17 protein-coding genes are annotated in these 18,823 nt (G+C 41.7%); all 17 read right to left on the bottom strand.

Features of this window, described 5'->3' with window-relative positions:
* Position 1: 1 nt before the first annotated feature.
* Positions 2–280 (bottom strand): DUF503 domain-containing protein, encoded by a 279-nt coding sequence (locus AC0KTX_RS01100; RefSeq protein ID WP_474250377.1) that lies wholly within the window; start codon positions 278–280, stop codon positions 2–4.
* Positions 280–2,454, bottom strand: a complete 2,175-nt coding sequence (gene infB / locus AC0KTX_RS01095) for a translation initiation factor IF-2 (protein WP_474250376.1) — start codon at positions 2,452–2,454, stop codon at positions 280–282. The genes AC0KTX_RS01100 and infB overlap by 1 nt, the downstream gene beginning before the upstream one ends.
* A gap of 19 nt (positions 2,455–2,473) precedes the next feature.
* Positions 2,474–2,773: a YlxQ family RNA-binding protein gene (locus tag AC0KTX_RS01090; RefSeq protein ID WP_474250375.1), complete on the bottom strand. Its 300-nt coding sequence runs from the start codon at positions 2,771–2,773 to the stop codon at positions 2,474–2,476.
* Positions 2,774–2,779: 6 nt separating this feature from the next.
* Positions 2,780–3,055: an RNase P modulator RnpM gene (gene rnpM, locus AC0KTX_RS01085; protein ID WP_474250374.1), complete on the bottom strand. Its 276-nt coding sequence runs from the start codon at positions 3,053–3,055 to the stop codon at positions 2,780–2,782.
* A 13-nt stretch (positions 3,056–3,068) separates the two neighbouring features.
* The gene (gene nusA / locus AC0KTX_RS01080; RefSeq protein WP_474250373.1) at positions 3,069–4,172 is read right to left on the bottom strand and encodes a transcription termination factor NusA; all 1,104 of its coding nucleotides are present in this window, start codon (positions 4,170–4,172) and stop codon (positions 3,069–3,071) included.
* A gap of 22 nt (positions 4,173–4,194) precedes the next feature.
* A complete protein-coding gene (gene rimP, locus AC0KTX_RS01075; RefSeq protein ID WP_474250372.1) occupies positions 4,195–4,671 on the bottom strand; it encodes a ribosome maturation factor RimP in 477 nt (158 codons plus the stop codon).
* Between the two features lie 158 nt (positions 4,672–4,829).
* Positions 4,830–9,155 carry a PolC-type DNA polymerase III gene (locus AC0KTX_RS01070; protein WP_474250371.1) on the bottom strand — a complete coding sequence of 1,442 codons (4,326 nt, stop codon included), beginning with the start codon at positions 9,153–9,155 and terminating at the stop codon, positions 4,830–4,832.
* 117 nt (positions 9,156–9,272) lie between these two features.
* Positions 9,273–10,976 carry a proline--tRNA ligase gene (locus tag AC0KTX_RS01065; RefSeq protein WP_474250370.1) on the bottom strand — a complete coding sequence of 568 codons (1,704 nt, stop codon included), beginning with the start codon at positions 10,974–10,976 and terminating at the stop codon, positions 9,273–9,275.
* Positions 10,977–11,003: 27 nt separating this feature from the next.
* Positions 11,004–12,269: an RIP metalloprotease RseP gene (gene rseP / locus AC0KTX_RS01060; protein ID WP_474250369.1), complete on the bottom strand. Its 1,266-nt coding sequence runs from the start codon at positions 12,267–12,269 to the stop codon at positions 11,004–11,006.
* Between the two features lie 14 nt (positions 12,270–12,283).
* Positions 12,284–13,432: a 1-deoxy-D-xylulose-5-phosphate reductoisomerase gene (gene dxr / locus AC0KTX_RS01055; RefSeq protein WP_474250368.1), complete on the bottom strand. Its 1,149-nt coding sequence runs from the start codon at positions 13,430–13,432 to the stop codon at positions 12,284–12,286.
* Positions 13,433–13,459: 27 nt separating this feature from the next.
* Positions 13,460–14,251, bottom strand: a complete 792-nt coding sequence (locus AC0KTX_RS01050; protein WP_474250367.1) for a phosphatidate cytidylyltransferase — start codon at positions 14,249–14,251, stop codon at positions 13,460–13,462.
* Positions 14,252–14,265: 14 nt separating this feature from the next.
* The gene (locus AC0KTX_RS01045; protein WP_474250366.1) at positions 14,266–15,006 is read right to left on the bottom strand and encodes an isoprenyl transferase; all 741 of its coding nucleotides are present in this window, start codon (positions 15,004–15,006) and stop codon (positions 14,266–14,268) included.
* 132 nt (positions 15,007–15,138) lie between these two features.
* Positions 15,139–15,696 (bottom strand): ribosome recycling factor, encoded by a 558-nt coding sequence (frr, locus tag AC0KTX_RS01040; protein ID WP_474250365.1) that lies wholly within the window; start codon positions 15,694–15,696, stop codon positions 15,139–15,141.
* Between the two features lie 2 nt (positions 15,697–15,698).
* Positions 15,699–16,421 (bottom strand): UMP kinase, encoded by a 723-nt coding sequence (pyrH, locus tag AC0KTX_RS01035; RefSeq protein WP_474250364.1) that lies wholly within the window; start codon positions 16,419–16,421, stop codon positions 15,699–15,701.
* A gap of 116 nt (positions 16,422–16,537) precedes the next feature.
* Positions 16,538–17,419 (bottom strand): translation elongation factor Ts, encoded by an 882-nt coding sequence (gene tsf, locus AC0KTX_RS01030; RefSeq protein WP_474250363.1) that lies wholly within the window; start codon positions 17,417–17,419, stop codon positions 16,538–16,540.
* A gap of 90 nt (positions 17,420–17,509) precedes the next feature.
* Entirely contained in the window at positions 17,510–18,211 is a 702-nt protein-coding gene (gene rpsB, locus AC0KTX_RS01025; RefSeq protein ID WP_474250362.1) for a 30S ribosomal protein S2, read from the bottom strand.
* Positions 18,212–18,360: 149 nt separating this feature from the next.
* A complete protein-coding gene (locus tag AC0KTX_RS01020) occupies positions 18,361–18,801 on the bottom strand; it encodes a DUF6115 domain-containing protein (protein ID WP_474250361.1) in 441 nt (146 codons plus the stop codon).
* Between the last annotated feature and the right edge of the window lie 22 nt (positions 18,802–18,823).

Genomic DNA, 18,823 nt, shown 5'->3' with positions numbered 1-18,823 from the left:
GCTAAAACCAATCAACCGTTGTAATGGTTCTTTCTATTTCCGGAAAGGAGTCGATCATGCGAATGGCAGATGCGAGCTCCTTTTCAGTCATCATGCGGTTTGACGAAATACAGGCAACCCCGATTTTTGTCCGCTGCCATGCATCTTGAAAATCCAATTCTGCTACACTCACATTTAATTTGTTTTTCAACCTTTGAATAATACGCTTTACAACTGCACGTTTTTCTTTAAGAGATGATGCTTCATAAATGATGCATTCACATGAAAGAATCCCAACCATTACGGCTTAACTTCCTCCATCACGAATGCTTCAATCGTATCTCCTTCTTTAATATCATGGAAGTTTTTAATGGTCAGACCGCATTCGTAACCTTGGGAAACTTCTTTTACATCGTCCTTAAACCGTTTCAAGGTGTCGATTTCCCCTTCAAATATGACGACGCCGTCTCGAATTAAACGAACGCTGCTATCGCGGGTGACAGAGCCTTCTTGAACATAGCAGCCGGCAATCGTTCCGATTTTGGACACTTTGAATGTTTGTCGGACTTCAAGGGTTCCGATTACTTTTTCTTCATATTCTGGATCGAGCATTCCTTTCATTGCCGCTTCGATCTCTTCAATGACTTTGTAAATGATTCGGTGAAGGCGGATATCGACTTGTTCGGCTTCCGCTGTTCTTTTCGCATTAACATCAGGGCGGACGTTAAAGCCGATGACGATTGCATTGGATGCCGAAGCTAGCATGATATCATATTCGGTAATGGCGCCGACACCTGTATGAATGATTTTAACTTTCACGCCCTCCACATCGATTTTTTGCAAAGCAGAGGACAGAGCTTCAACGGATCCTTGAACGTCCGCTTTAACGATTAAGTTGATTTCTTTTATATCATTTTGCTTAATTTGCTCAAACAGATCATCCAAGCTTAATTTCGCTTTTTCGCTTCGCTGTTCTTCAAGCTGTTTTTTCGCGCGCGCTTCCCCTATTTGCCGCGCTTTTTTCTCATCTTCAAACACCATAAATCGATCTCCTGCCAACGGTACTTCATGAAGGCCTGTAATTTCAACAGGAGTCGACGGCTTCGCTTCTTTTACTCGTCTTCCGACGTCATTGACCATCGCACGAACTTTTCCGTACGTGTTGCCGACAACAATCGGATCGCCAACGCGAAGTGTTCCGTTTTGCACAAGCAATGTTGCGACAGAACCTCTTCCTTTATCAAGCTTGGCTTCTATGACAGTTCCAGTTGCCATTCTGTTCGGATTTGCTTTCAATTCTTCCATTTCCGCCACAAGCAAAATCATTTCCAACAATTCAGGAATTCCTTCTCCTTTTAAAGCAGAGATCGGCACAAAAATCGTGTCGCCTCCCCAGTCTTCCGGAACAAGCCCTTGCTCTGTCAATTCCTGCATGACACGATCTGGATTTGCTGTCGGTTTATCCATTTTGTTAACTGCTACAATGATGGGAACATTTGCTGCTTTTGCATGATTGATCGCCTCAATTGTCTGCGGCATGACGCCATCATCTGCAGCGACGACAAGAACGGTAATATCCGTCAGCTGTGCTCCGCGAGCGCGCATCGTTGTAAAGGCTGCGTGGCCGGGTGTATCTAAAAAGGTGATTTTTTTTCCATCCACTTCAACTTGGTAAGCGCCGATATGCTGTGTAATGCCTCCGGCTTCTCCTTCTGCAACTTTTGTTTTGCGGATGGAGTCAAGCAAGGTTGTTTTTCCGTGGTCAACGTGGCCCATGATCGTTACAACTGGCGGGCGGCTTACAAGGTCTTCGGCTTTATCTTCGATTTCATATTTTTCAAATTCTGTTTCATCAAATACGATTTCTTCTTCCGCTTCCACACCGTATTCGGAAGCAATCAACTCAATTGAATCTTTGTCAAGTTCTTGGTTGATCGTTGCCATAACACCAAGCATCATTAATTTTTTAATGATTTCTGAAGGTTCTCTATGAAGCTTATTTGCCAACTCTCCAACTGTTAAAGAGCCTTGATACGTAATTTTTGACGGCAGTTGTTTGCTCTGCTGCGTTTCCTGAGGGGAATCTTTTCTATTTTTTTTGCCGCTTTTTTTGTTTTTCGGTTTGGATGGATGGTGCGTAAACTCCTCTTTGCGGTTATCACGTTTTTGAAATGATTTTTTGCCCGTTTTTTTCTTTGCCGTCACAATAACTTCTTCGTCATCATCTTCCATGCGCGTTCTGAATTCCGGGTTTTTGTTCATTTTTTGTTTCGGCTGTTCTTTTTGATTTTTTTTCGGCCGCTGATCATTTTTCTCCTGTTTATGAAAACGCCCGTTTAATTTTTCGATGGTTTTGCCATCGATCATCGACATATGATTGGAAACCTCCACGTCCATTTCCTTTAGTGCATGGATAACCTCTTTGCTAGAAATATTTTGCTGCTTTGCATATTCATAAACTCTCATTTTACCCATACGTTCACCCCCAAAGTAGTTATTCGAGCAGAAGTTTCAGTTTTTTTGCAAAGCCTTCCTCGCATACCGCAACGACCACTCTCTCTTTTTTGCCAATCGCCTGGCCTAGCTCGTATCTGCTGCCTGTGAAAACGACAGGCACTTGATAATAAGCGCATTTATCGGTAATTTTTTTCTTCGTGTTAGGAGATCCGTCATTTGCAAGAAGAACCAATTTCACACGTCCCTTGCGCAATTCCTTTAATACAAGTTCTTCTCCTGAAACAACTTTTTTGGCTCGAAAGGCGAGCCCTAATAAAGAATTCCATTGTCCTTTCATGACGAATCAACCGTTCTCCTTTTCAGCCAGCTGAATCAACTCATCGTAGATCGATTCGGGTATCGGCGCATTTAAATGGTTGGCCAACATATTTTTCTTTTTCGCTTTTAAGATGCATTCTTTGTCAAGTGTAATGTAGGCCCCCCGCCCGTTTTTTTTCCCAGTTAAATCGATGGAAACATCTCCTTCTTTCGAACGGACGATTCGAACAAGCTCCTTTTTCGGCTTCATTTCTCCAGTTGCCACACATTTCCGCATCGGAATTTTTTTTTGCTTTGCCACTGGTAGCTCACCTCTATTCGTCTTGTTCTTCTTCGTCATCTGATACAGCCGTTGAACTATTTTCCCGCGGATATATGCCAAGTTCTTTCGCATCAGACTCGCTTTTTATATCAATTTTCCATCCTGTCAATTTCGCTGCAAGGCGTGCGTTCTGTCCTCTTTTGCCGATTGCAAGCGACAATTGATAATCAGGGACAACAACAGTGGTCGCTTTTTCCTCTTCATTCACATTGACATCTAAAACTTTCGAAGGGCTTAAGGCATTAGAAACAAATTCAAGCGGATCTTTCGACCAGCGGACAATGTCAATTTTTTCTCCGTTCAATTCATTGACAATCGCCTGCACACGTTGTCCTTTTGGTCCGACGCAAGCTCCTACAGGATCCACTTCAGGATTGTCGGAGTGAACTGAAATTTTTGATCTTTCACCGGCTTCTCTTGCCACCGATTTGATTTCAACGGTTCCATCATAAATTTCTGGCACTTCCAATTCAAACAGCCGCTTCAGCAATCCGGGATGGGTTCTTGAGACAAAGATTTGCGGTCCTTTTGTCGTTTTTTCTACCCTTGTAATGAAAACTTTAATGCGGTCATGCGGTTTATAGGTTTCATTCGGCATTTGTTCGGATAACGGAAGGAGCGCTTCCGTTTTGCCTAAGCTGACATAAATAAATTTCGGATCTGTTCGTTGAACAATGCCAGTTATAATGTCCTCTTCGCGGTCAATAAATTCGGAATAGATGACGCCTCTTTCCGCTTCACGGACACGCTGCGTCACAACCTGTTTGGCGGTTTGCGCGGCTATCCGTCCAAACTCTTTCGGTGTCACTTCCAATTCGACAATATCGCCAATTTCGTATTGCGGATTTATCTTGGCGGCATCCTCAAGGGATATTTCCAATCGGGGATCTGTTACATCTTCGACGACTTCTTTTCTGGCAAACACCTTCATTGTCCCCGTTTCACGGTTTATATCGACACGAACATTTTGTGCTTGGTTAAAATTGCGTTTGTAAGCAGAAATGAGCGCAGCTTCTATCGCTTCAATAATGACATCTTTGCTTATGCCCTTTTCTTTCTCTAATATCGTTAGGGCTTCCAAAAGTTGGCTGTTCATAAAATGACGTTCCTCCTCATGATTAAAAATTAAAGGAAACAGCAAGTCTCGCCTTGGCAATTTTCTCCCATGGAATTTCTATTTGTTTCGTTCTTGTTTTCACTTTGATCTCCAGCTCGGCTGTCCCGCCGTCGAAGCTTGTTAAAATTCCTTGGAATTGTTTTTCACCGTCAATCGGCTCATAAGTTTTAATTAAAACGTTTTTGCCAATCGCTTGTTCAAAATCCGCTTTTGTTTTTAATGGACGTTCTGCACCTGGAGAAGAAACTTCCAAAAAATAATGATGCGGAATCGGGTCAATTTCATCGAGCTTTTCACTTAAACGTTCACTCACCATCCCGCATTCTTCAATGTCAACCCCGTCTTCTGAATCGATGAAAACTCGCAAGTACCAATTTTTACCTTCCTTGACATATTCAACGTCCACCAGCTGCAATTGCAAGCTTTCAAGAATAGGTTCCGCCAATTCTTTCACGAGAACTGTTATCGATTGATTCATATTTTCCTCCCTGGTTCTTTGTCTGGCAGTTGTTGCGATAAAAACCGGCTCCAATAGGAAAGAGTGGGTGCTCCCCACTCTTTTTTCCTGGCTATCTGTTAGCATTTCCACTATTGAATATAACATAACAGAATTCTGTTTGCAAATTGAAACCAATTTTAAAACAGTGACAGCTGGTTATGTTCCGGCAATGTTTTCAAGCAGCCATGTTTTTCGAGATATTCCATAATCGTTTTCGACAATCTTGTCCGCTCTTGCAAATCTTCTTTTGATAAAAATTCTCCCTCTTCTCTTGCTTTTACAATGTTCAAGGCCGCGCTTGTTCCGAGACCCGGAATGGAGTTGAACGGAGGAATAAGGCTGTCGCCATCAATAATAAACTGTTTTGCATCCGACCGGTAAAGATCCACCCTTTGGAATGAAAATCCTCTTTCTGTCATCTCCAGCGCCATTTCCAAAACTGTTAATAAACTTTTTTCTTTTGGAGATGCATCAAGCCCTTTTGCATTTATTTCTTCAATTTTCGCTCTTATCGCTGCACTGCCTTTAATCATCGTTTCAATGTCAAAGTCGTCCGCTCGGACTGTAAAATAAGTTGCATAAAATAATAGCGGAAAATGAACTTTGAAATAAGCAATTCTGACTGCCATCAACACATAGGCTGTGGCGTGCGCCTTCGGAAACATATATTTGATTTTTTTGCAAGAATCAATATACCAATCCGGCACGCCGTTTTTCTTCATTTCTTCTTCCCATTCAGGGATTAAACCTTTCCCTTTGCGGACAGATTCCATAATTTTAAATGCCAACGACGGCTCCAATCCTTGATAAATTAAATAAACCATAATATCATCCCGGCAGCCGATCACTTCGCTTAACGTGCAAATCCCGTTTTGAATCAATTCTTGTGCATTGCCAAGCCAAACATCTGTGCCGTGGGACAACCCGGAAATTTGCACCAGCTCTGAAAAAGTTGTCGGTCTTGTATCTTCAAGCATTTGTCTGACAAAGCGCGTTCCGAATTCAGGAATTCCTAAAGTCCCTGTTTTGCAGCCGATTTGCTCCTCCGTCACCCCGAGCGATTCGGTGGAAGAAAAAATTTTCATCACTTCCGGATCATCCGTCGGGATTGTTTTCGGATCAATGCCGCTCAAATCTTGCAGCATGCGGATCACCGTCGGATCATCGTGGCCGAGTATATCTAGTTTTAACAAATTATCATGAATGGAGTGGAAATCAAAATGTGTCGTTCTCCATTCAGCACTTGTATCGTCAGCCGGGTATTGAATCGGTGTAAAATCGTAAATATCCATGTAATCTGGCACGACAATGATGCCTCCCGGATGTTGGCCGGTCGTCCGCTTCACACCTGTACAGCCTTGGACAAGCCTGTCTACTTCAGCGCTTCTTAAATGGAGGGAGTTGTCATTCATATAGCCGCGGACAAAGCCAAAAGCTGTTTTTTCAGCAACAGTGCCGATGGTGCCTGCCCGGAAAACATTGTCCTCTCCAAATAATACTTTCGTATAATTGTGTGCTCTCGGCTGATATTCGCCCGAAAAATTCAAATCGATATCAGGCACTTTATCTCCTTTAAATCCTAAAAACGTTTCAAACGGGATATCGTGGCCGTCTTTTTTATATTTCGCCCCGCAGTGCGGACAATTTTTATCAGGCAAATCATAGCCGGAACCGACGGAACCATCGTTGAAAAACTCGGAATGCTTGCATTTTGGGCAGACATAGTGCGGCGGAAGCGGATTGACTTCTGTTATTTCTGTCATCGTTGCTACAAATGATGAACCGACAGATCCCCTAGAACCGACTAGGTAGCCGTCATCAAGCGATTTTTTTACAAGCTTGTGCGATATTAGATAAATAACGGCAAAACCGTGGCCGATGATGCTTTTTAATTCTTTCTCCAATCGTTCTTGGACGATTTGCGGTAATGGATCGCCGTAAATCTCTTTTGCCCGCTTGTAGCTCATTTCCCGAATTTCCTCGTCCGCCCCTTCAATTTTTGGCGTATATAAATCATCTTTAATCGGTTTTACTTCTCCGATTAAGGAGGCTATATACTTCGTATTTTGCACAACGATTTCTTTTGCTTTTTCTTCACCTAAAAAACGGAATGCATCCAGCATTTCATTTGTTGTCCGAAAGTACACATCAGGCAACGTATGGCGGTTTAACGGATTCGCTCCACCTTGAGAGGAGATCAGTATTTTACGGTATATTTTGTCTTCCTTGTTCAAATAATGGACATTGCCTGTTGCGACAACAGGAATCGACAACTTTTCGCCTAGCTTTACGATGTTGGCGATGATTTCTCTAATGGCCTTTTCATTCCTTACTTGTTCCGTTTCAATTAAAGGGTAGTAAACTTCCGGGGGATGAACTTCGAGAAAATCATAAAAAGCAGCGAGTTCCTCCACTTCCTCCGCTCCTTTTTGCATCATCGCCTCAAATACCTCCCCTTTATCGCAGCCGGAACCGATCAAAATCCCTTCCCGATGCTTGACAAGCACAGAGCGGGGAATACGCGGAACCCTGTAAAAATATTGGATATGTGAAAGGGAAACGAGTTTAAATAAATTTTTCAATCCTGTATCATTTTGCGCTAGAAGTGTCGCATGAAAAGGTCTTGCCCGCTGATAAGCTTTTGAATCGCCCGTTCGCTCGTTTAGTTCATCATGATAGAAAATCCCGCGATCTTTGATATCCTTTAGCATTTTGACCAATAAATACCCAGTCGCTTCTGCGTCATAAATCGCTCTATGGTGTTGGACAAGTTCAATATCAAATTTTTTACAAAGCGTATTGAGACGGTGGTTTTTTAAATCCGGATATAAATAGCGGGCAAGCTCCAATGTGTCGATCACAGGGTTGGACGCTTTTTGTCCGTGCAAATGTTTTTTGTATCCATTGTTAATGAATCCCATATCAAAACTTGCATTGTGAGCGACAAGAATACTGTCACCCGCCCAATCGCGAAAGTTCCTGAGAACTTCTTCAATTTCCGGTGCGTCTTGCACCATATCATCGGTAATGCCCGTCAATTCGATCGTAGTCGCGGATAGCGGATGATGCGGGTTTGCGAACGATTCAAAACGGTCGATGATTTCACCGTTTTGTATTTTTACCGCTGCCAGTTCAATGATTGTGTCATAAACTGCCGAAAGGCCTGTTGTTTCAACGTCAAAGACGACATATGTGGCTTCCGTTAATAACCGATGCGTTTCATTATAAGCGATGGGCACTCCATCATCTACAAGGTACGCCTCAAGCCCGTAAAGGATTTTCATGCCATATTTTTTGCTTGCCGCATAAGCTTCGGGAAATGATTGAACGACTGCATGATCTGTCAAGGCGATTGCTTCATGCCCCCATTGTTTTGCTTGTTCAACCAGTTTGGTGATCGATGTCACGGCGTCCATTTGGCTCATCGGTGAATGCAAGTGCAGTTCGACTCTTTTTTCACCGTCGGGCGCTGTGTCAAGCCGTTTTTGCGGATTGATTTCATTAATGTCATTTGCAATCATGACAAGATCGCGGACAAACGTGTCGTTTTGGATGCTTCCCCTAACTTTCAGCCACATTCCTTTCTTAATTGCTGAAAGCTTCGCTGCTTCCTCTTTGTCTCGACCAAACATTTTTACCAAGATGGAATTCGTGTAGTCCGTTATTTTAAAAGTGCACAGAGTTCTTCCGCTTTTAAGTTCTTTTGTTTCGGCATCAAATACATACCCTTGGATAACGACCCTTCGCTCTTCATCGATAATGTTGTCAAGCGTCCGAATCTCTTCTTCCTCTTTAATTTTGTACCCAATGATGAGCGATCCTTCTTGTGACGGCATTTCTTTCGATTCTGCCTTTTTCGCTCTTTCTTTCATTTCAGCCATCGCTTGCAATATTTTTTCCTGATCTTCTTTTTGTTTTTGTTCTTGAAATTTTTTCATTGCCTCATCCGATGCTTTGACAACAGCATCTATCAAAAGAGGAGGAAAACCGTACGATGAATACACACTTTGAATTAGTCCGGCATATTTATGTTTGATCGTCTCCATTTCCGTTTCATTTCGTGTTTGAACTGTCAGTTTACGGCCTGAGACCTCCGGCAGCTGTTCAAAGAGCAGAGATAAGATCGGGGGGGAAATTCCATCAATCTCCTGAATACAAAACGGCCAATAGTCCACAATAAGCTTATCATCAAACTCCGCGATGTTTGTTTGAATAGAAAAAGTAACGCTGGCTATATTGGAAAAAGTTTTTTTCAGTTTTGTATAAAATAATTGAAAGATTTGAAACGGCAATATGCGTTCCAAGTGGAAATGAAAATGCCACAATTTTGATTTTTTATGAACCGTTAATTTGATGATTGCGCCATTTTGAAAATATGGCTGAAATTCATCATCAGCCATGCCAAGCTGGCTGACAAGAAGTCGGAAACGCTCTTTTTGTTCCTGAAGGAGTTTTGCATCCATTGATTATCCCCCTCTCCAAAAAATGTTGGTTGAAACGGTTAAGGGGGCCGCCCTCTCCGTTATGCTCATACAGGCTCAACCCCCCTATACCTTTTTCATTCTCTTTCAGTTAGCGATTTAGGAACGAAGGAGTTCATTTAATTGCTTTTTCAATTCAAAAACAGACAGTTCAAAGCTTTCTCCTGATTTTCTTATCTTTACTTCTACAACTCCTTCATTTGCACGTTTCCCGATAATTATCCGGACAGGAAGGCCGATCAAATCACTATCAGCAAATTTTACTCCCGCCCGCTCTGCGCGGTCATCATAAAGTACTTCATATCCTTCCGTTTGCAGTTCAGCATATAGACGATCTGCAAGTTCACGCTGCTCATCACTCTTAATATTCACAGGGATTAAATGAATATGTAACGGCGCCACTTCTGTCGGCCAAACAATCCCTTGATCATCATGGCATTGTTCCACAACGGCAGATAATGTTCTTGACACACCTATGCCGTAGCACCCCATAATGATCGGGTTTGTTTTTCCATTTTCATCTAAAAATTCAGCCTTCATCGCTTCACTATATCTTGTTCCAAGCTTAAAGACATGCCCAACTTCAATGCCTTTTGCAAATTTGATTGCGCCTTTTCCGTCAGGAGACGGATCGCCTTCCTGTATAAATCTTAAATCTTCATATTGTTTAACAGCAAAATCCCGTTCCGGGTTCACATTCACATAATGAACATTTTTTTCATTAGCTCCGCAAACACCGTTAACAATTGCCTTCACTGCATGATCCGCTACAATTTCCAATTTACTTGGAGCACCGATCGGACCTAAAAATCCCGGAGCGACCCCCATTATTTCCAAGGTTTCTTCTGGGGTGGCTAGATCAACGATATCGGCTTGGTAAAAGTTTTTCACCTTCACATCATTTACTTCATGATCGCCGCGGACAAGAATGAGAACAAATTTTTCATCGACTTTGAATAAAACGGATTTAATGCATTTTTCTTTCGGAACATTTAGAAATTCAGCAACATCTTCAATTGATTTTTTGTCCAGGGTTTCTTTTTTCACGAGTTCAGCTAAAGGCTCATCGGATTTTTCATAGTGTGTTACAACCGGAGCCATTTCAATGTTAGCCGCATAATCCGAAGAATCGGAATAAGCAATAGTATCTTCACCAATTTCCGAAAGCACCATGAATTCATGCGTGTCTTTTCCGCCCATTGCACCTGAATCGGCGATAACGGAACGGAAATTGAGTCCACAGCGGCTAAAAATGCGGTTGTAAGCTTCACGCATTTGATCATATACTTCATCTAAGCTTTCCTTTGTGGCATGAAAAGAATAGGCATCTTTCATAATAAATTCACGGCCTCGTAAAAGACCGAACCGCGGCCGTTTTTCATCGCGAAATTTCGTTTGAATCTGATAAAGTGTCAACGGCAAGCGCTTGTACGATTTTACTTCGTCACGAACCAAGCTTGTTATGACTTCTTCATGAGTTGGGCCAAGGGCAAAATCCCGTTGATGGCGATCTTTCAGTCTCATCAATTCCGGTCCGTACGAAAACCAGCGGCCGGACTCCTGCCAAAGCTCCGCCTGTTGCAAAGATGGCATAAGCAGTTCAATCGCACCGATGCGATCCATTTCCTCTCGAATGATGTTTTCAATTTTTTTAAGAACTTTCTGTGCAAGCGGAAGGTAAGAATAAACACCGCTGGACGTTTGCCGTATGTAACCAGCCCTCAGCAGGAGCTGATGGCTTTTCACCTCCGCATCAGCAGGAACTTCCCGCATCGTAGGGATAAAGGACTTGCTTTGTTTCATCTACACGCACCTCTTACGTCGTTCTTTTTAATTTTGAAATAGAAATCTTTGAATATCATTCCAAGTGACAACGAGCATTAACAGCATCAACAGCGCAAATCCGATAAAGTGGACAATTCCCTCTTTTTGCCGGTCAACCGGTTTTCCGCGAACAGCTTCAATGGCAAAAAACAATAAACGTCCGCCATCCAGCGCTGGAATTGGCAAAAGGTTCATAATCCCAAGGTTAATGCTCAAAAGAGCCGTCCAGCTTAACAAGTTCGTAAACCCTGTTTCCACAACTTTTCCCGTCATATCATAAATACCGACAGGACCTGACAGCATATTAATGGAAAATTGGCCTGTAACAAGCTTACCGAGCGCCGTTAAGATTTCTTTCGTCCACGTATACGTTCCTACAAGGCCGTATTTTAAAGAACCAAGGAACGATTTTTCAACTGGACTGTAAACACCAATTTGACCGATTGTTTCATTTTCAGCTTTGACTGGATCAGGTGTAACGGTGAGTTCTAATTTTTTTCCAGCCCGTTCAATGGTAAATTCCAATTCCTTTTCTGGATTCGCTCTAATGGTGCCGACAACATCTGACCAAGATTTTATCGGAGTTCCTTCAATCTCTTTGACGACATCGCCTTCTTTAAACCCAGCTTGTTCTGCTGGACTGTTTGGCACGATTTCGCCAAAAACAGGATCATTGGCTGGAACTCCTTGGTTCAATCCAAGTAAAAACAAAACAACAAATGCCAAAAGAAAATTCATGAACGGTCCGGCAATGATGGCAAGCGTTCTCTGTCCAAGCGTTTTTGAAGCAAATTGTCTGTTATAAGGGGCGATTTGAATTTCTTCACCGTCTACTACATAGTAGGAGGTATCGCTGACTTGAAATCGCTTTATGCTCTCTCTTTCCCCATCCTCGTAACCGCTGATATACATCCCGTGTTCCAGATCTGCTTCTTCTACCTCGATCAATTTCGCATTCGGGTACTTATCTTTCTTATTTAAAATAATTTTTTCGACTTCACCTTTCGGATTAAACAAAAGCCCGACATGATATCCAGGTTTAACATCAATCATTTCAGGATCCTCGCCGGCCATGCGGACAAAGCCCCCGATCGGCAAAAGTCGAATTGTGTAAACTGTTTCCTTCCCCTTAAATGAGAGAATTTTCGGACCAAAACCGATGGCAAATTCTCGGCATAAAATTCCTGCTCGTTTTGCCATCACTAAGTGGCCTAGTTCATGGAAAAATACTAAGGCGCCAAAAATAATGATAAACGCTATCACTGTATTCAAGGATGAATTCACCTCTATCCAATTAATGATTGGACAAATGCTCTCGTTTGTCCGTCAACCTCCTGAATGGCTTCCAATGTAGGATGACTCTGGGGCTGATGTGCGTCCAATGCTTTTTCCACAAGCTCTTCGATTTTTAAAAATGAAATCCTTCCTTTTAAAAAAGCTTGAACGGCAATTTCATTGGCAGCATTTAAAACAGTTGGCATTGTACCTCCTATTTTACCCGAATTATATGCAAATTTTAAGCAACGATAGCGTTCAAAATCAATTTTCTCAAAATGCAGTGATCCACGTTGGGCTAAATCGAGTTTTTCTTCACTTTTCAATGGGAATCTGTCAGGATATGTAAGCGCATATTGGATTGGAACTTTCATGTCAGGCGTTCCCAGCTGGGCGATAACACTGCCGTCATGAAATTCCACCATTGAATGAATAATGCTTTCTTTATGGAGCAATACATCAATTTTGTCGTAAGGCATTGAAAAAAGCCAATGGGCTTCAATCACTTCAAGCCCTTTGTTCATCATCGTAGCGGAATCAATCGTGATCTTCGCTCCCATCGACCAGTTCGGATGGTTCAAAGCTTCTTTCACTGTAACGTTTTTCAATTCTTCTCTAGATTTGTCGCGAAAGCTGCCGCCTGAAGCCGTTAAGATAAGCTTTTCGACGTTCTTGTTTAATTGTCCTTGCAAGCATTGGAAAATTGCAGAATGCTCACTGTCAACCGGAAGCAGCTTCACTCGATGTTTTCTTGCCTGTTCGATGACGATTTCTCCTGCGGTTACCAACGTTTCTTTGTTCGCTATCGCAATCGTTTTATTTGCTTCAATAGCTTTCAACGTTGGAATGAGTCCGATGCTTCCAATAACCGCATTGACAACGATATCGCCTTTATCGTAAACAGCCGCTTCACACAAACCTTCATCCCCGTACACTATTGTACAGCCTTTCGGAAGATTGTGTCGAATTTGTTCATATACTGACGAATTTCCTACAGCAACAAATTCAGGATTAAATTCCCATATTGCTTTCATTCCAATCTCAACGTTTTGACCGAACGACATCGCCACCAGCTTGAATTGATCCCGATGCATTCTGATTACATCTAGTGTTTGCTGTCCAATGGATCCAGTTGCACCTAATAAAATAATATTTTTCACATTGTCACTCCTATTCCAAATTCCCGATTACAGCACATGAATCAAAAAATATAAAATCGGTAAAATGAAGAGCAAACTGTCAAATCGATCAAGCACACCGCCGTGCCCTGGAAAAATCGCCCCCGAATCTTTCACTCCATAATGCCGTTTAAAAGCTGATTCAACTAAATCTCCCAGTTGGCCAAAGATCGATACAAAAACCGCCGCGATAAAGGCCACTGTATAGGAAGACAAAAAATTAGTAAAATATTGAAAAATAATGGCCATGGCCACTGCTGAAAGGATTCCACCGATAAAACCTTCTACTGTCTTATTTGGGCTAATCTCGGGCAGCAATTTCTTTTTTCCGATTGATTTGCCAACAAAATAAGCCCCTGTATCTGTCGTCCAAATGGACAAAAGGGCAAAAAACAGTTCTTCGAGCCCTAATCTTCTCATTTCTAGAAAATAATAAAAACCGCAGCCGACATATAAGACAGCAATCATGATAAAACCTGCTTCATCAAACGTAAACCGATTTTTCGAAAAAACCGTATAGGCCAACATGATAATGGCTGCGAAAAAAAGAAAACCGGTTTTGTCTTCTAAAATGAAGAGCATGTCATAGCCGCTTTCTTTTGGAAAAATTAAAATCCACAGCAAGAGAAAGCTTAGAACGCTTGGAATGGAATAAAACGGTATATGTTTCATTCTCAATAATTCAAACAACGCGATGGATGAAAGCAAATAAACAGCCATTGCCAGCGGCCAGCCGCCGACGACGATAACCGGAATAAATAATGCGAGTGCAGCAATTGATGTGATGATCCTTGTTTTCATTGTTGCGTCTCCTTTTAGATTCCGCCAAATCGACGGACTCTTTGCTTATATTCATTAATGGCCTCCATAAAATGCTCTTCATTAAAGTCTGGCCACAAAACATCGGTAAACCAGAATTCCGTGTAAGCAAGCTGCCAAAGCATAAAGTTGCTTAAACGAATTTCTCCGCTCGTTCGAATGAGCAAATCAGGATCTTTCAGCTCTTGTGTCATCAAATATTTAGAAAACAACTGTTCATCCATATCGTTAATCGTTAAATTTCCGACTTCATGATCTTTGACAATTTTTTTCACTGCCTCGATAATTTCTGTTCTGCTTCCGTAATTGAGGGCGAAATTTAAGATTAATCCCGTGTTATTCTTCGTTTCTTCTATTGCTTTTTGGACGGCGTTTACAGTATGTTTAGGGAGTTGGGATTGGTCTCCCATTACCCTTACTTGAACATTTTCTTCCATTAACTCCGGTAAAAAAGTGGATAAAAATTCTACCGGCAGCCTCATTAAATAATTAACCTCTGCCTTAGGTCGCTTCCAATTTTCAGTTGAAAAAGCGTACAACGTTAAAACTTTTACACCTATATGGTTGGCAAATTTCGTGATTTTTTTTACTACTTTCATTCCTTCCCGATGGCCGGCCATTCTTGGCAGCGCGCGCTTCTTTGCCCATCTTCCGTTCCCATCCATGATAATGGCGACATGTTCGGGAACATCATTTTGCAAACTCGGGTTTTTTTGTCTGTTCATAAAATTAAACATAAGATTCCTCCAGCGAGAAAATGTAACGATTATTTCAAACGATAAGGGGAATCTTGTCCCCATCAACGAATAAAAAAACCCCCTGAAAGGAAGGAGGGGTTTTCATACATTTCTATTTTACATTCATTTTGATTAAACTTCCATGATTTCTTTTTCTTTTTCTTTTGTCGTCGCATCAATCTTGCCGATGTATTCATCCGTTAATTTTTGCACATCATCTTGATAGCCCCGCAATTCATCTTCTGTAATCTCACCGGATTTTTCTAGTTTTTTCAATTCATCATTTGCATCTCTTCGAATGTTGCGGACGGCAACTTTCGCATCTTCGGAGTATTTACGGACTACTTTAGTCAGTTCTTTTCTCCGCTCCTCGGTTAACGGCGGAATGGCAATACGGATGACAGAACCGTCAGAAGTCGGGGTTAAGCCAAGGTCAGATTTCAAAATTGCTTTTTCAATCTCGCCAATGGAAGATTTATCATATGGCTGGATAACAAGCAAACGGGCTTCAGGTGTCGTAATCGATGCCAATTGATTGACAGGAGTTGAAACTCCATAATAGTCGACTTGTACTTTATCAAGGAGAGAGGCATTGGCTCTTCCAGCACGAACACTTGCCAACTCCCGTTTAAAGGCTGATAAAGCTTTTTCCATTTTTTCCTTTGCTTGCGAAAGAATTTGTTTCGACATACCTATTTCCCCCTAACGATTGTTCCAATATTTTCTCCTAACACAGCACGTTTAATATTGCCTTCCTCCATAATGGAAAATACTATCAATGGAATGTTATTGTCCATGCAAAGCGACGAAGCAGTCGAATCCATGACAGCCAGTCCATCTTTCAGCAAATCTAGATAAGACAATTCTTCATATTTGACAGCTGTGGCGTCTTTTTTTGGATCAGCGCTATAAACGCCATCAACATTGTTTTTCGCCATTAATATAACATCTGCTTCAATTTCGGCAGCCCTAAGCGCTGCTGTTGTATCCGTTGAAAAATACGGGTTGCCTGTTCCGGCAGCAAATATGACCACTCTTTTTTTCTCCAAGTGGCGGATGGCTTTTCTTCGTATGTAAGGTTCTGCAACCTGCCTCATTTCGATCGAAGTCTGCACTCGGGTTGGAATGCCCAGCCCTTCCAAACTATCTTGAAGAGCTAAGGAATTCATAACGGTTGCAAGCATCCCCATATAATCGGCAGTCGCCCGATCCATACCCATTTCACTTCCAATTTTACCTCTCCAAATATTTCCACCACCGACGACAACCGCTACTTCAACCCCCATTTCGGCGATTTCTTTTACTTGTTTTGCAATGGACTGGATGACGGAAGGATTGATGCCAAATCCCTGTTCTCCTGCAAGCGCCTCGCCGCTTAATTTTAAAACGATTCGTTTGTAAATTGGTTTCCTCACCTATACAACCTCCAAGCTTTTTCCTCATAGGTGCATTTCCTGAATGATGTAACCGAAGGATTTCTAAAAATAGGGAACACCCGTGTGTTCCCTATTTCGCTTACTAAGAGAGTTCATTATTTTTTCATTTGGTTCATAACTTCTTCAGCAAAATTTTCTTGCCGTTTTTCAATTCCTTCGCCAACTTCGTAGCGGATAAATCGTTTTACTTTCGCATCATGCGCTTTTACAACATCACGCACTTTTTGATCCGGATTTTTGACAAAATTTTGCTCAAGCAAGCAAACTTCCTCGAAAAACTTGCCAAGTCTTCCTTCCACCATTTTTTCCACAATGTGTTCTGGTTTTCCTTCTTGCAATGCTTGTTTTTTCAAAATTTCCCGTTCGTGTTCCACAACATCTTGCGGAACTTCATCGCGGGAAACATAGCGCGGATTCACAGCTGCTACATGCATGGCAATATCTTTTGCAACGGCTTCATCTGTTGTGCCTTCCAAAACAGTCAACACCCCGATGCGTCCGCCCATATGCAAATAAGCGCCAAACGCATCATTTTCGCTTTTTTCAACAACTTCAAAACGGCGCAATGTAATTTTTTCGCCAATTTTTGCAACAGCTGCATTGATGTGTTCCTGAACGGTTGAACCATTTTTCATTTTAGAGGCCAGTGCTTCCTCTAAATTAGCAGCCTTTGTCGATAAAAGCTGGTCAGCCAATTCTTCAATTAATTGCTTGAAAGAATCGTTTTTTGCAACAAAATCTGTTTCAGAGTTTACTTCTAAAATAACAGCTTGGTTCCCTTCCGATTTGATCAATGTTAATCCTTCTGCTGCGATGCGGTCGGCTTTTTTCGCAGCTTTTGCCATGCCTTTTTCGCGCAAATAGTCGATGGCTTTATCCATATCTCCGTTCGTTTCCGTCAAAGCTTTTTTGCAATCCATCATACCTGCGCCGGTTTTTTCTCGCAGTTCTTTTACCATTTGAGCGGTAATTGCCATATAGGTTCCTCCTTCAACATATATGTAAAAGTACAAGCATGCTTAAAAAAGGTGATAAAAGGCTTCCCCCTCTTATCACCTTTTGGTCATTTAAGCAGTTGTTGTTTCTTCACCTTGTTTGCCTTCCAAAACCGCATCTGCAATTTTGGATGTCAACAGTTTGACAGCACGGATGGCATCATCGTTCGCCGGGATGACATAGTCAATTTCATCCGGATCGCAGTTCGTATCGACAATGCCAATAATCGGAATATTCAATTTGCGCGCTTCTGACACAGCGATTCGTTCTTTGCGCGGATCAATGATAAATAAAGCATCCGGAAGCTGTTTCATTTCTTTAATGCCGCCAAGAAACTTTTCAAGCCGCTCAAGTTCTTTTTTCAAGCGAACGACTTCTTTTTTCGGCAATACGTCAAATGTTCCGTCCTCTTGCATTTTTTCGATTTCTTTCAAGCGTGTAATCCGTTTTTGAATGGTTGCGAAGTTTGTCAACGTTCCGCCAAGCCAGCGCTGGTTGACATAAAACATGCCTGCGCGTTCCGCTTCTTCTTTGACAGATTCTTGAGCTTGTTTTTTCGTGCCTACAAAGAGAATGGAACCGCCGCCAGCAGCAAGCTCTCTTGCAAATTGGTAAGCTTCTTCTACTTTTTTAACCGTTTTTTGCAAGTCAATGATGTAAATGCCGTTTCGTTCCGTAAAAATGTAACGTTTCATTTTTGGATTCCAACGGCGAGTTTGGTGCCCGAAATGAACACCTGCTTCCAACAATTGTTTCATTGAAATGACTGACATTTCTGATTCCTCCTAGTGGTTTTGATCCTCCGTCCAAATCATTTTCAAGCATGACTGCTCAGCGCAGCACCGATGCTCGAATCTTTGAACGTGTGTATTAACACCATCAACAAATATAACATATGAAAGTTTTGCAATCAAGCAAGAATTCAATCCTTTTTATGAAATTTCATGATCAGTTCGATTTCGGTTTTGCCGACATTCAGCTTTTGGGCGATTTGTTCTATAGTATATCCTTCATTTGCGAGTTGAAATACTTGTTCTTGCAAATTTCTTTTGTATGAGTCCGGTTCATCTTCTTGTAAGTTGGCGGTTATTTCCACCGAATCTTTTTGCTGCGCCACCAATTCGTCGAGATTATAGGCTTCAGAAGGAGAATCGTTTTTTGACATTTGCTCCAAAAATTTTTGATTTTCCTCTTTCAGTTCCATTAAGAAGACGGTCAGCGCATCTTCCGCCTCTTTTAATAAGTTTTCCTGTTCTTCTTTTAAATTCTTTAATGCTTGATGACGCGTGTAGAAAACAATTAAAAAGTAGAAAGACAAAATATGAAGAATAAAGCTTATAATTAACAAAATCCATATAGTCATATTTTAACCTCGTTCATCATGT

The organism is Aeribacillus sp. JST-2 (assembly GCF_056032925.1).
Note: the sequence above shows the minus strand (reverse complement) of the source record. Positions and strands in the feature narration are given on the sequence as shown.